At 55.4% G+C, this 14,668-nt stretch carries 10 protein-coding genes; 4 read left to right on the top strand and 6 right to left on the bottom strand.

Going from position 1 to position 14,668, the window contains the following annotated elements:
- Positions 1 to 47 precede the first annotated feature (47 nt).
- Complete coding sequence (locus HG66A1_RS09320) at positions 48 to 1,409, bottom strand: hypothetical protein (protein ID WP_145182517.1); 1,362 nt, start codon at positions 1,407 to 1,409, stop codon at positions 48 to 50.
- 310 nt (positions 1,410 to 1,719) lie between these two features.
- On the opposite strand from HG66A1_RS09320, the gene HG66A1_RS09315 reads away from it, so the two are divergent.
- Positions 1,720 to 2,064: a tRNA-binding protein gene (locus tag HG66A1_RS09315; RefSeq protein ID WP_145182514.1), complete on the top strand. Its 345-nt coding sequence runs from the start codon at positions 1,720 to 1,722 to the stop codon at positions 2,062 to 2,064.
- 9 nt (positions 2,065 to 2,073) lie between these two features.
- Here HG66A1_RS09315 and HG66A1_RS09310 read toward each other — a convergent pair whose 3' ends face one another.
- The 3 genes from HG66A1_RS09310 to HG66A1_RS09300 form a co-directional block, all read right to left on the bottom strand.
- The gene (locus tag HG66A1_RS09310; RefSeq protein ID WP_197997061.1) at positions 2,074 to 4,095 is read right to left on the bottom strand and encodes a right-handed parallel beta-helix repeat-containing protein; all 2,022 of its coding nucleotides are present in this window, start codon (positions 4,093 to 4,095) and stop codon (positions 2,074 to 2,076) included.
- A gap of 143 nt (positions 4,096 to 4,238) precedes the next feature.
- Entirely contained in the window at positions 4,239 to 4,772 is a 534-nt protein-coding gene (locus HG66A1_RS09305; RefSeq protein WP_145182508.1) for a superoxide dismutase family protein, read from the bottom strand.
- Positions 4,773 to 5,444: 672 nt separating this feature from the next.
- On the bottom strand, positions 5,445 to 6,929 hold the full coding sequence (locus tag HG66A1_RS09300; protein WP_232106786.1) for a TolC family protein: 1,485 nt from the start codon (positions 6,927 to 6,929) through the stop codon (positions 5,445 to 5,447).
- A 507-nt stretch (positions 6,930 to 7,436) separates the two neighbouring features.
- On the opposite strand from HG66A1_RS09300, the gene HG66A1_RS09295 reads away from it, so the two are divergent.
- From HG66A1_RS09295 to HG66A1_RS09285, 3 genes are all read left to right on the top strand, one after another.
- Positions 7,437 to 7,874, top strand: a complete 438-nt coding sequence (locus HG66A1_RS09295) for a hypothetical protein (RefSeq protein WP_145182502.1) — start codon at positions 7,437 to 7,439, stop codon at positions 7,872 to 7,874.
- A 135-nt stretch (positions 7,875 to 8,009) separates the two neighbouring features.
- Positions 8,010 to 9,548, top strand: coding sequence for an efflux RND transporter periplasmic adaptor subunit (locus tag HG66A1_RS09290; RefSeq protein WP_145182498.1), 1,539 nt, complete (start codon positions 8,010 to 8,012; stop codon positions 9,546 to 9,548).
- A 5-nt stretch (positions 9,549 to 9,553) separates the two neighbouring features.
- The gene (locus tag HG66A1_RS09285) at positions 9,554 to 12,673 is read left to right on the top strand and encodes an efflux RND transporter permease subunit (RefSeq protein WP_145182495.1); all 3,120 of its coding nucleotides are present in this window, start codon (positions 9,554 to 9,556) and stop codon (positions 12,671 to 12,673) included.
- Positions 12,674 to 12,759: 86 nt separating this feature from the next.
- On the opposite strand, the gene HG66A1_RS09280 is transcribed toward HG66A1_RS09285, so the two are convergent.
- Both HG66A1_RS09280 and HG66A1_RS09275 read right to left on the bottom strand, forming a co-directional pair.
- Entirely contained in the window at positions 12,760 to 13,566 is an 807-nt protein-coding gene (locus HG66A1_RS09280; RefSeq protein ID WP_145182492.1) for a DUF4198 domain-containing protein, read from the bottom strand.
- A 60-nt stretch (positions 13,567 to 13,626) separates the two neighbouring features.
- Positions 13,627 to 14,625, bottom strand: a complete 999-nt coding sequence (locus HG66A1_RS09275) for a DUF1559 domain-containing protein (RefSeq protein ID WP_145182489.1) — start codon at positions 14,623 to 14,625, stop codon at positions 13,627 to 13,629.
- Between the last annotated feature and the right edge of the window lie 43 nt (positions 14,626 to 14,668).

The following is a 14,668-nucleotide window of genomic DNA, read 5'->3' as shown; positions in this document are numbered from 1 at the left end:
AGATTTCGCTAATGTGTCGAGACAATGCTCAACCAGCCGGTTGACGTTTATTTCTGTTTCAGCCGGGCTTTCTCGGAGGCTTCGCGTTTCTGCACATCCTTGGGATGTTTGGAAAACGACTCGAAGACATCGCCGATCACCCGATCCGCCAGCAGGCTGAGTTCGGTAAGAATAATGGCTTCGGCTTCGGCGGTCAGCCTGGAACGATTGGGTTCGTAGCCGCCCACCTGGTAGGCGTCTTCGGTCGCGATGTAACCGATGTAACCGTTGGCGTAACCGACGATAATCGGAATCGCGCGATCGGCGATATCGCGTTCCAGTTTCAACCCGTATTCCACCATCGGTTCACCGGGCATCGTCAGCAGCAGGTAGGGACCGATTTTCAGGGCCTGCAGTTCGGCGTCGATGCGTCCCTCTTTACCGGGCAGCGAAACGACCGTGTTGGCGACGCGAATCTGGTAAAACTTGGGACGCTTTACCAGTTCTTCCCGGATCATACTGCGGGACAGCGTGCGGACCACGGCGCTTCCCAGGTCCCGGCCGGCCCACTGGATGTCGGCTTCATCGGCACAGCGATACGGATACCCGGGCAGATTGGGACGAATGTCGCCCGCACACCCCTGCAGGAAGAGTGAACTCGTCTGATTGCCGTAACACATTTCGACGAAGGTCTGGGCCTCTCCCGGAAAGTCAGCGCTCATTTTAGGAAAGCCGGTCGGGTACGGCATCGATCCTTTGTCGCCCCAGGTGAAGAAACAGGGATGGCAGACCGCGTGCATCAGAACGGCTTTGGGAGTCAGTGATTTTCCATCATCAAAGCGGAGCACCTTCACCCGCGGATCATTGGGGCCGTCTTCATTCAGGCGTACCACAGCGCGGCCGTTGATCACCTTGCGGCGATTGATGCCAAAGCTGATTTCATCGACTCCATATCCGACGGTCACCGGGGTCATGTCAGCCGCCGCCTGCTTCGCGGCAGCGGTGAGCTTTTTAATCAGTGTTTTGCCCCACTCCGATTCGGTTTTAAAGCCGGGGCCGGAGTGATTGTGAGAGGCGGTCACCATAATATTGGCTGCAGGGATGCCGGTCGCTTTTTCGATCTCCTGCCGGGAGAGTTTGACGATCTCTTCATAGGCCCCGATGAGGTCCAGCGTGATGATGGCGACTTTGGTCTGTCCGTCATCCAGAATCAGTACCCCGGCCCGCAGAGGATCGCGGACGCCGGTGACTTTGCGACGATGTCCCACCACCTCCAGATCTTTGACTTCAGCGGGCGTGATATCAACCTTGGCAACCCCCGCTTTGAGATTCGATTCGACAGGAAACGCTCCGCCTGCGGCACTGGAACGGTCTACGAAACAGGGAGCAAACAGGAGGAGGACACAAAGACTTCGGAACAACAGGTGCATGGTCGGCTTCATTTCGTTGATAGAGTTTTTGTGGATTTGACCGTGTTCCACTGGTGGAAGACAGCCAAATCGAAGGCGGGATATTTCCAGACTCCCGACTGACGGTGAGACAGACGGGATGGGGAGAACTCTCAAAGTTAAGCGCGTGTCTCCAGTTTAGACAGGCCTGCGGGCAGGATCAAGCATATTCGGAACCACCGCCGATTCGACTATGAATCAATCCTGGAGTTCCCGTGAACTTTTTCCGGGGTCCATTGTCGAAAACAGACAGAGTGAACCGATCAAAGCAATAGAACCAAAGGAACATCAGATGAACGAGAATGAAATCAGTCTTGAAGACTTCGAACAGGTTGAAATTCGTGTGGGGCGGATTGTACAGATCGAGCCGTTTCCGGGAGGCCGTTATTCCAGCCATATTCTGCAGATCGATTTTGGGGATGAGTTGGGTACCCGGAAATCACTGGCCCGGCTCATCCCGAACTACGCCGACGCGGACCTGATGAGGCGACAGGTCCTGTGTGTGGTGAATCTGCCGCCACGCCAGATTGGTAAACATCGATCTGAAGTGCTCACGCTGGGAGTTCCCGACGCAGAGGGGAATGTCGTATTACTGCGACCGGATCGCGACGTCCCCCCTGGTGGAAAATTGTATTGAACCCCGCAGTTATTTCTTTTTCGGACTGGCGGGAACCAGCATTTCCCCCGGAGTGAGCGCCAGTACGGCTGGAATGCCGACGAGTTGCACGTAATGGTCTTCAAAGCCACCCTGCGTGGGACGTTCCAGAACCAGACGCCAGAGCGCTCCCGGGCTGTTCTGCCGTTGTGTGCGGGTAAACAGAGTCGGTTGGGCCACATTCTGTTCAGACCAGACCTGCTTGCCGGACGGGTCGAACAGTTTCGCACTCACGCGTTCCCCGGCCCCTTCGCCGAAGACCCCCACGGCCCATTTCTCTACACCTGCCGGGACATAGAAATAGTAGGCACCGGTCGAAGCCATCAAACGAACTGGTGCACCATCCGAGACCAGGCAGAGCGGATGAGAAGACGCATCCACCCGCATATAATTGGGACCCGGATCACAGTTGAGTTGATAGACGCCGGTTTCAGGTGCCTTGAATTCACAAGTAGCACTCTCCTGGAAGGGGACAGACGCGACGGGAAGGGTCTTCCCTGAGGGAGCGATGACCGTGACAGGCATCTTGTCTCCGGTGTAGCGACCGAGCTTCTGATAGGACAACTGCACCGCAACCTGGTCCCCCTGTTTCGCATAGAGCAGATAACGCGCGCGTTGACGCTGACGGACGGAACGGCGTTTGCCTGGCTTGAACGGTTTACTGGCAGCCAGGGGTTGCAGCTGTGAGACCTCAGTTTTGTACGGAGCGATATCGCCCGCGGGGCTGGCGGGCATCCATTTGGAAATCAGGCCCGGTGTGAGGGTGATGTCCTTCGTCTGTTTCCCCTGCTCCACACGGAGGGTCCCTGTGATCTTTGCAGCTGCAGACAGATAGGAGGCATCGTGAAACGTCATGACCGGACGCGCGACCGGCGACTTCACAACGCATTGCTGGAAGGTGACACCCCCGATTTTCCCGACGGCTCCCGGTCGGGCTGCGAACCGGATCGAGGGGATCTTTGCATCCTCATTGTCCGGGCCGCTGATCGTGCACTCTTGAAACAGAACCGGACACGTATCGGCGGGTTTATCCTGAATGATGACGGGGGTCTGCTCGGTACTGGCGAACGTGCAGTTCACAAACTCGATCGAACCAGAGACGCTGCCGGGCGATTTGTTGCCGGTCGTCAGAGAAAGAGCGCGTTTCGTACCTGTGCTTTTGCAGTTTTCCAGGCGGATCGAAATCGGTTGCGAGTCCCGGTTCAGATTGGGCAGATAAAACAGGAACCCGCCCCCCTGATTGTTTTCGGCGCTACAGTTCCGCAGTACACAGTTGATGAGGCATTCGCTGGGATGATTAGGCTCGAAATCGATGCCCGCCATGGGAGGCGTCCCTGCGGTCTCTTTGAAAACGGAATCTTCAATGAGCAGATTTTCGGCACTGATCACGCTGACGCCCTGTCGATAGTTTCGATCGAAGACGACGTTTCGAATCGTGATATTCTGATTGGTCACGCCCCGCTTCGCGACGCCCAGGTAGATGCCGTCGCCGCCGGTCTCTTTAATGGTGAGCCCGGTAATTTGGACGTCAGAGCAGCTCCGCAGACTGATCCCGTTCCGCCACTCTGCTTTTTCATAAGGCGCTGCATCATAGTCTGCACGGCGCATCTGCAGTATCGCTCCCGGACCGGTGAGACGAATATTCTGTTTGAGGGAAGCGTTCAGCAACGAAGCGGTCCGGGGTTTGAACTCCCCTTTTTTCGCGAGGAGGACAGTACCTTCCTGAAACACAATCTCCTGGTTGCTGGCCAGGTGCAGCGGTTTGACGATCCAGGGAGACGACATCTTTTCCACGATGACTTTTTTCGCACCGGAATTAATCGCCGCCTGTAGCGCCGCCGTAGCATCTTCTGGATCGAAGCCCCACCAGGCAGCATACGCGATATCCGTCTTACCTGCCTTGAGGCCATCAATAGCCGACTGGTTGACAGAAGTAGTCGGTTCCGCTTTGACAACGGAGATCAACGTGAGACAGACCAGAAGTAAGAGCGCAGGAACGCGAAGCAGAGACATCAGCAGGACTTTCATTCGCAGCAGGCGTGAGTGGAATTGAACACCGTTCAAAAAAACAGTTGGGGGAACACTTTACATTCCCCCAACTTAGAATTCCGTCTTCGCTGGTGCAAGTCATCCCGCCTTGCGGGCATCAGATTCTGCTACTTACTGATCCCAATCACTGCGAGACCCGCACGGGCACCCGCATCACCGGATGGCTGGCTGGTCAGATCGTCAGTGCCGGCATGGACTACAAAGGCACGTCCGACCACATCTGACAGCTCAAAATCGTCCGACTGCTTGTCAATCATGGCGACGCCATTCTCGTCTGCGACGATATTTCCCAGATCACCAGCATGGTGCTGAGCCTTATGCGGGCCTCCATGCTCGTGTCCCTTTGGTGCGTAATGCCCACCGGCAGAACTGCCATCGTCGGCACTCAGATCACCATACTGGTGAATATGGAATCCATGCTTTCCGGGGGTCAGGCCTTTCACCTTCCCTGTAATTGAGACTTTGCCGTCTTTCTGTTCGAGATGAATCACACCCGCCGTTTTAAATTTCTGAGTAGGTTGAACCACCGCGACAGCGCGGGTCAGCTTGTGTTCTTTATGGTCGTGATCATCGTTCACGGCCAGTAACGAGGTCCCCAAGGGGAGCACCGCGGTGACGGCGCAGACGAGAAAATATTTCATGAATCGGCTCCTTAATGTAAGTTTGAGTGTGATCAAATAACTAACGCTGCCTCTGATTTTGTGAGAGGCAGCTTAAACCCGGGCGGCAGCGGTATTGATAATTTCGGACACGATCTGCGTCAGTATTCTGTCGGTATCCCCCACTTCATCTAAGGTCTTCTGGAGAATGTCAGCCAGATCCTGCAGTGTGGATTATTCTCGACCATTTGAAGATCTCATTTCAATCATCCTGTTTCGAACGCTTGAGATGAGATTTTTTGCCGAGAGATAGATCAATTGATCGGCTCCCGCTCAGCCCGCTAAAGCCGCAACTTCCATTCCGATGGCGAAGAACCTGCAGCATTCTTTCAGCGATTTGGGAAGCGAAACCCGCTATGGCCTTGCAAGCCGGTCCTTAGAATTTGTCTGAATTCAGGCGAGAGTTGGGCACCAAATATGATTGCTGACCGATTCCTGTGCCTTGATCGTTGTCTGCAACACCATTCTGGTTGCTGTGCGACCAACGGAAGTCGACACATCCTGAGCGCAACTGTCCGCAAGTCGGTACGACATTCTGTCTGAGGGTGCAGACGTGTTGACCGAATAAAAAAAGAGCGAACTGCGTTTACAGTTCGCTCTAAGCGTGGTAATTCAATTTGACTTCGATCAGTCGTGGCTGGGAAGCCAGAGGGATTACTGCTGGCTGAAGGTCTGATCCCGCAGGCTGGAGTCGCCGCTGTCATCCCGCACGCTGTTGAGACCACCGGTCAGTACAAAGCCGTCGATCTTGGACTGGGCTCCGGCCAGTTGTGCCTGTGCATCCACGTACTTCAGGTTCGTATCAAAGAAGGTTTTCCGGGCCAGCAGGATCTGCACGAAGCCGACCTCACCCGCCTGGTAAGCCTGATTCGCCAGGTCCAGTGACTCTTTGGCACTGGGCAGAATGTCGTTCGAATACAGATCGATGGCGGCGGTTGCGGTATCGTACTCTTTGGAGACGACGGCCAGGCGTTCTTCGATCGAGTTCTTGATTCGCTGAGCCTCCATCTGGGCGCGACAGATTTCTGCATTCGCGGCGTCAATGTTCCCCAGGTTTTTATTACTGATCGGCAGGGGAACGCCAATCTGCAGGTTGAGCATCCCCGAGTTCGTACCATAGTCGACCCCGGCTCCCAGTTGGGCGGTCATGTTGGGAATCGGCTGAACTTCCTGTCGTTCGAGGGCTGCATAGGCGCGGGAAATCCGGTCGTGGGCTGCCGCGTATTCCGGACTGGACGTGACGATGTTTGACGCCAGGCCTTCCCAGTCGACGATCCCCGATTCAGACGGCAGTGTTCCTTCCAGGCGTGAGTATTCCATTTCGGGAACCCCGGACAATGCTGCGATTTCTCTCCAGACGGCAGCCAGTCTGGCCTGCGTCTGTCGCTGTGTCAGCTGAACCTCGTTCAAGAGAATCTTGGATTGCAGAATATCGACGCGGGTTCCCTCGCCGGCTTCCATCCGCTGCTGGGCGAAATCGACCCCTTTTTCTGCGACCTCTGAAAATTCGCGGATCAGGTCCAGCTGTCTCTGCAGGGCCAGTGCCTGGTAGAAGCGAATCTGAATATCGGTCCGGACGCGGAACCGCTGGGCTTCGAGCTCCTGGAGCTGGGCAGCCAGGGTGGCATTCAACACCCGGTTATTCAATTCCAGTTTGTTCCCAGTCACGAACTCCCGCTCGACATAAGCCAGATGCTGGTCCGTTCCACGGTCGGCCAACTGCTGCGCCTGGTAGCCTACGGTCGGGTTGGGACGCGTGGTGACCTGCTCCCGGAATCCGGCTGCTTTCTGTGTTGTGGCTGCCAGTTCCTGAATGGCCGGGTTGTTTTCCAGGGCGATCGCTTCAAGTTGATCCAGAGTCATGCCCCCCGCGAGCACGGCCTGTTCTCCCACTGCGGGTGCCTGGATGGGTTCCAGCGGCGACGGATACAGCTGCTCTTCGGCGTCAATGAGTTTGATCGATTCCGATTTCTCAGAGCTGCCGTCAGTCGAATCAAGGCTGACGGTGGAAACGAATTCCTCTTCCAGGGCGTCCAGCTCATCCGTCTCCCGGTCCTGAGCTTTGGCCTCTGCTTTCTCAAGGGCGGCGACGAGTGGCTTTTTGGGCTCAGCCTCTTTTTGCGTGAGGGAGCGGTTCATAGAACAGCCTGTCACAAGTAGTGAACCTGTCAGAAAGGCGATTCCGAACGTCTTTACCTGAAATCTGTAACCGTCATATTTTAGTTTTACCATGATCGACTTCAACACCCGTAAACGTTTCAGAATTGTTGGATCGACTGATTATCCGTAATTTGTCGATACACCAGTTCTGTTCGGTTCTGCTGATCGACCGACCTGAATGAATCCAATGAATTCCGGACCAATCCAACTACTATGGCTCTAGTAATCATCAGAACCCTTACAGCTTATCTTTTCGAACCCCCGGCTGAGATTACACTGAATTTTGTACAGAGATGCCCGGGGGCTTCAGGTTCTAATGCCTGTTTTACAGGAGTGACAGGGAAAAGCAGATAAAAAATCCGACTCAAGCATTGTATTTGCTGTGGACGAGAAGTATGAATGAGAGAGTATATTCCTCTGATTCACCTTATGCCCGCTTTACAGTCCCACCAGTCACTAATCAGCCAACCCCTGCGAGAGTCCGTTATGTTCAACCTGAACATCACAATTCGTTGCCTGCTGCTACTGCTTGTAGCGTGGCCGGGACCTCGTCCGGTGGTACACTCCCATGTGGATTATCTGAGTCAATGCGGGAACTCGGCTCTACTGGCAATGCACTTGCGGATTTATCATGGCGAACAGAGTTCACAACCGGGAGTGCCCGCTTCCTCACATTGTCACTGGGGTTGCAGTGGAAGTGATTTTGACAAAACCGTCCCCGTCAAACTGACAGAAGGGATGACCGTCGCTGCAGCCGAACTCAAAGACGTTCCCGGCGATCAGCTGACGACAGACTACCTGGGGGCGGAACTGTGTTTGACGACAGAGGCCTCCCTTCCCGCTGCCCGTTCTCCCTGGCAGCCTGCTTCTCTCAAGCAGACCGATCTGGATCTGCAGCAGCTCTTCTGTACGTGGACCTGCTGACCTCGCGCTGTTGAACAGTCTCTTTTCTGTTTTCCTGCCTGCTGATGTTGTGCGCTCAAACGAACGCCAACGTTAAAGCAGGAGGTGATCCGCCTGCGATAGCCGGATCCAGCTCCAGTCTCTTGAGGTACCTTTATGAACCAGACGACAGGTCAATTACCGACACAGCCAGTCAACGCCAGCCACAAACCGGTATTGTTTCTCGTACTCGCGATCATCGCGATTGTCGCCGGTGTGGGGATTTACCAGTTCCGTTCACACAAATCAGCCGCCGACTCAGCCCCGGCTCCGGAAGAATCACAGCAGACCGGGACCACCTCAGAACAGGCACCTCAGAAAGAGAATTCCGGGCCCGTCACCATCACGCTCCCCGAATCGAAGTGGAAGGTTTCCGGTTTGCAGATCGAACCGGTTGCCACGGGTCGCTTTGAAGAGACGATTCGCCTGACAGGTAAAGTCTCTTTGAACGAAGATAAGGTGGCTCACATTTACCCGATGGTCGAAGGCTCCGTTGACAAAGTTGACGTGGGACTGGGCCAGGTGGTTAAGGCCAACGATCTGCTGGTGGTCGTACACAGCCGGGAAATCGGCCAAGCGAAACTGGATTTGTACCAGGCACGACTGCAGCAGGAAATGGCGGTGGTGAAAGACAAGATCCAACAGGAGATCGCGACAAACACGAGGCAGTTACTGGCGGCATTACGCAAGCGGGAGCCGATCAACGAAATTGAAGAACGGTTTCGCAGCCGCAGCATGGGCGATTATCGGGAACGACTGTTAATGGCGTATGCCGGTTATCTCAAATCCGATGCCGATGTCGAACGTCTGGAAGAACCGACCAAATCCGGAGCAGTCGCTTTCAAACAGCTGCATGCCGCCAAGTCCAGCCGCAATGCCGACCTGGCTGCGTTCCAGGCACGAATCGAACAGATTGAGTATGAACTCAAAACGTCTCTGCTGCTGTCCTCGCAGTCGGTCAAGGAAGCATCTACCCGGGTGGCTGTGGCTGCCACCAGCCTGCGAATTCTGGGCTGTGACGAGCAGGAGATTCAAACCATCAATCCGGAACAACAGGGAGCTGCGATTTCGCATTATTTTGTCCGGGCCCCGATTAACGGAACGATCATTTCCAAAGACGTGACCCTTAAAGAACAGATTCGCCCCCAGAGCCAGATTTTCAGTATCGCCGATCTGTCCACGGTCTGGATCACTGCCGACATTTATGAAAAGAATCTGCCGCTACTCGCCAGTTTGTCGGGAAAACCGGTACGGGTCTTCAACGAAGCGTGGCCGGACCGCTCCTTCCAGGCCCGGATCTTTTACACCGGGGAAATCATGGATGAAAAGACACGGACCGTCGCGATGCGGGCCATTGCAGACAATCCAGATCATCTGCTCAAGCCGGGTATGTTCGTCAACATTGAGTTCGAATCGGGCTCCGAGCAGGAACTGGTCATCGTGCCCCGCTCTGCACTGCAGGAACACGAGGGCCAGGACTTTGTATTTGTGCACACGGGTGAGGGCGAGTTCGAAAAGCGCCTGATTAAGCCGGGCAAACAGAATGAAACCACCGCGGTCATTCTGGAAGGTCTGAAGCCGGGCGAACGTGTGGTGCTGCAGGGGGGCTTCATCCTGAAGTCGAAGATGCTCGAAGACTTAATGGGTGAGGAGTAACATACATGGTCAACCATATCATTGAATGGTCTTTAAACAATCGATTTATCGTGATGCTGCTGGCCCTGGTCATCCTGGGGCTGGGGGTCTTCTCTGCTTCAACGATTCCCCTGGATGCCGTCCCCGATTTGACGAACGTGCAGGTGCAGATTCTGACAAACTCCCCTGCCCTGGGACCGGTCGAAGTGGAACAGTTCATTACCTTCCCCGTGGAAAACGCGATGAGCGGTGTGCCGAACGTGGAAGAAATCCGTTCGATCAGCCGCTTCGGTTTGAGCGCCGTGACCGTGGCCTTTAAAGATGGTACCGACATCTACTGGGCGCGAAATCTCCTCAACGAACGCCTGCTGCAGGCACGCGAGAACATTCCCCCGGGAATGGGAACGCCCGAACTGGGCCCTATCGCTACGGGGATGAGTGAAATCTACCAGTTTGAAGTCCGTAGCGAAGTGGAAGATCAGTATTCACTCAGCGAATTGCGGACGATCCTCGACTGGCAGATCGCGTTTCAGCTGCGGAGTGTACCGGGCGTGATCGAAGTCAACACGTTCGGCGGTGAACTCAAAACCTATGAAGTTCAGATTGATCCCGCCAAACTGCAGAATTACGAAATTTCACTCAGCGATGTCTTTCAGGCACTCGAAGAAAATAACGGAAATGCCGGCGGTGGTTACATCACGCATGGAGCCGAACAAAGGTTGATTCGCGGCGAAGGTCTGGTCGGTTCGCTGGATGACATCCGCACGATTGTGCTGGACAGCCGCGAAGGGACCCCAATCCGGGTCCGCGATGTGGCGGAAGTTCGCTTTGCCCCAATGCTGCGTCAGGGAGCGGTCACCCGCGATGGTGACCGCGAGGCCGTAATCGGGATGGTCATGATGATCATGGGTGGAAACTCTCGCCAGGTGGTCGCGGACGTCAAAGAAAAGATAGCCGAAATCCAAAAGACACTTCCCAAAGGGGTCGTGATCGAAACATTCTACGACCGCACCGAACTGGTGGAAAAGACAATCCACACGGTTGCGGAGAATATCGGTCTGGGCGTGCTGCTGGTTATCATCATGCTGTTCCTGCTGTTGGGAGATGTGCGAGCTGGACTGATCGTGGCGGCGGCGATTCCGCTCTCGGCAATGAGCGCCCTGATCGCGATGCGTTACGCGGGCGTCTCAGCCAACCTGATGAGTATGGGAGCGGTCGACTTCGGCGTGATCGTCGATGGTGCCGTGGTGATGATTGAAAACTGCGTACGCCGGGCGTCACACTACCAGAAAGAGCATGGGAGTGACCACATTCCGCTGGGCGTCTATCGCGAATCCGCCAAGGAAGTGGGCAAGCCGATTCTGTTTGCCGGCATCATTGTGATCATCGTATTCATTCCGATCCTGAGCCTCCAGGGAATGGAAGGTAAGATGTTCCGCCCGATGGCGTTTGTATTTATGACGGCGCTCTCCTCGGCCCTGATCATGTCGGTCACGGTGATGCCTGTGATGGCATCCCTGTTCCTGGCGCGTCAGATGAAGGAACGCGAAACATTCCTGGTCCGCTGGATCAAACAGGCTTATCAGCCGCTACTGAGCTTTGCCATGCTGCGACCGGTGCTGATGTTTGTCAGTTCGATCGCCTTATTCGTTGTCAGTGTGGTCCTGGCTGCCGGCTTCGGTATGGAATTCGTTCCCAAACTGGATGAAGGCGACATTGCGATCCAGGCCGCCCGACTCCCCAGTATTTCGCTGGAGACATCCATCGAAATGACCAAGGCGATGGAGCGGACGCTGCTGGAATTTCCCGAAGTAGAAACGGTGGTCTGTAAAACAGGTCGTCCGGAAATTGCTAACGACCCGATGGGCGTTTATCAGACCGATATCCTGGTACGGATGAGACCGGTATCGGAATGGAGGGAAGGAGTCACGAAGCTCAAGCTCATTGAAGAGATGCAGCAGAAATTGGAGGACCAGGTTCCCGGTAACAGTTACAGTTTCACACAGCCGATCGAACTGCGCGTGCAGGAGCTGGTGGCCGGGGTTCGCTCCGATATCGGGATCAGCCTTTACGGGGATGACCTGGATGAACTGAAGCGGAAGGGAGACGAGATCGTCGTCGCGTTGAATAAGGTCCCGGGAGCTGCGGACGTTCAGGCACAACAGATCGCGGGTCTGCCTTACCTGCGGGTCATCATTCGCCGCGAGCAGCTGGCCCGCTACGGAATCAATGCCCGTGATGTGCTGAATGCTGTCGCGACCGTTGGTGGCGTGTCTGCAGGACAGGTTTTCGAAGGACAACGCCGGTTTCCGCTGCAGGTTCGCCTGAGTCCGGACTGGCGGAAAGAGGCCAAGCAGCTCGCGGAGCTCAAAATCGAAGATCCCCAGGGACGACAGATTCCGATTTCGCAACTCGCGGAGATCAAGGTGGAAGAGGGACCGGTGGAAATCAGCCGGGATTCCATTCGTCGTCGCCTCTTAATTCAGAGTAACGTGCGTGGCAGGGACCTGGCAGGCTTTGTGGCCGAAGCGCAGCAGGTGGTCGATCGGGATGTGGAATTGCCCGCCGGTTATACTCTGCGCTGGGGTGGCCAGTTTGAAAACCTGCAGCAGGCCAGTCAGCGACTGGCAATCGCGGTTCCCGTGGCGCTGTTCCTGATTTTCGCCCTGCTCTACATGACCTTCAATTCAGTCAAGCTGGCGATGCTGATCTATCTGAACGTGCCGATTGCGGCGACCGGGGGCATCCTGTTTCTGTGGGTCCGCGATATGCCGTTCTCGATCTCGGCCGGGGTCGGCTTTATCGCGCTGTTCGGGATCGCGGTCATGAACGGCGTGGTGCTGATCGAGCACGTACGTCACCTGAGGCATTCGGGAGACAGCCAGCGGGATGCGGTGGTCAACGGCGCGATGGACCGGTTGCGGCCCGTATTGATGACCGCGTCCTGTGGTGCCCTGGGATTCATTCCCATGGCCCTGTCCGGCAGTTCGGGTGCGGAAGTGCAACGACCTCTGGCAACCGTGGTGATCGGGGGACTGGTGACCTCGACGGCATTGACGCTGCTGGTACTGCCGACGATTTACCGCTGGTTCGAACCGAAGGATGTCACTCCAGAACCGGTTGACATGAAGGAGTTCGAGCACTGAGATACCAGTTCTTCAATAACAATACTCCAAGAGGCGGGGGAACGAGGTCTCCCGCCTCTATCAATGTCACTCCGGTCTGTCAGCGATTACTCGCCGCAACAGGGACAGAGCTCAGGAACCAGCACTGTGAGTGTGGCTGCGTACGCGGTTTGCTCGTACTGTTCGGTCTTTTCATCCGCCGCGGTGTGATGCACAACGACGAGATACTGATTGCCCGTCCGCGGAGTGAATTCAGCCAGTCCCTCTGAATCGGTATGACGTTCATAGCGATCGTCAAAATCACCTTTGAGAGTTTCTCCACGGGGTACAAAGGAGACGGTCGTATCCGCCAGGGGCTTGCCTTTGAACAGAACACGGACCTGAAGCGGCTTCCCCGGTCCCATGGGTGTCACGGGATTTACAACGGGAACAATTTCGAGGGGATGTCCCAGCACGCGGTCAAAGCCGGGATTCTCCAGAGAAACCTGATCCAGTTGGGGACTGACGACGAAAAACGTTTTGGCACTTTTAATCGCACGTACCGGCTTACCGTGATTGACAACCCGGTCGAGTGAATGCGAAACCAGGTATAATCCTTTCTGAGCGGGTACGAACTTCGCCTTCCAGTATCCTTCTTTAGGGGCGTAACCGGTATCGATGACGGTGCTTTTCAGATCGTATGCTTTACCGGCGGGATCGAGCACGTCGAGTGTGCAACCCTCCAGGTCAATCTTACTGGCGAGCTTGAAATCACGGTGATGATTTCCATGATTGCCCAGTTTGAGGTCAATATAAATCGCATCGCCGGAACGGATCAGACTGGTATTGGATTCCACCCAGGTATCATGTGCCTGCACCGGGGCGAATTGCCATGTGCAGCAGAGCAGCAAAGCGGTAAGGAATGTGATTTTCATAAGAACTCCTGAAACAGCCCGGACCTGGAAAACCAGGCCCGGATGAAGTGAAAAGGCTGATTAATATTCTCCGATAACTTCACCGCCGGCACGCGTAGCCAGGGCACGCCAGATATCGAGATTGATATTCTCGCTGACGAATCGGCAACTGCCATCGACCAGAGCGATCTGAACTCCGCCGGTATGTGCGCTACGGGCACTGACCAGGGCAAAGTTATGAAAGCCGTTCTGACAGTCGGGGACATTCGCGTTGGGACCATACCAGTGATTGTACATCGAGTCCGCCAGGTGACCGTTCACCCATTTGGCGCCACGCTGACCGGACCAGGCGGGTGCGGAAGCTGCCGTACAGGCGGCGGGCGTGGTTTGTGTTCCCATGGATAGCTCGATCACCCGGTGACGATAATCGCCGGTAGCAGGTGCCGCGTTCTGTCCATCGCCGAGCAGTTGCTCACTAAACAGAACCGTATTCGTGGTTCCATCGGTGACATCTCGAAAGCGAACTTTTGATCTCTGAAAGATAACGCCATCCGCGTTACTGTTCGAGCCGTCGTCTGCTGTCCCCGATCCATTCAAGCCGGATCCGAGACAGGCGGGATAACTGATCCCGGCGTAATCGGATCCGGGAACGGCGTCTTTGTCACTGGGACAAACCATCAAAGGCAGCCTGGTGCGGGCAGCCGTATCGTTATTGCCCACCTCGGTGGCATCAAACGATCCCGAGTTAAAGGCATTGAGTGGGGGGACATCGTAATTGAGCAGGCCCTGCAGGTTTCCCTGGTCGACGAAGGGCAGCAGTTGTGCATGCGCAGACCAGACATAAGGATACCCAAGACTTCCGGGAGGAAAGACACGATGTGCCGATTCATAATTATGCAGCGCCAGTGCCAGCTGCTTGAGGTTATTTTTACACTGACTCCGCCGCGCTGCTTCACGTGCCTGCTGGACGGCAGGCAGCAGTAGTGCGATCAGAATCGCAATAATCGCGATCACGACCAGTAATTCGATGAGGGTGAATCCGCGCGTATCTTGGGCGCGGGAATGAGACGTCAATTTCATGTGGGTAACTCCCGTTGAATTGGAATCTGCGCAGCATCATGCG

This window comes from Gimesia chilikensis, assembly GCF_007744075.1.
Lineage (GTDB): Bacteria > Planctomycetota > Planctomycetia > Planctomycetales > Planctomycetaceae > Gimesia > Gimesia chilikensis_A.
Note: the sequence above shows the minus strand (reverse complement) of the source record. Positions and strands in the feature narration are given on the sequence as shown.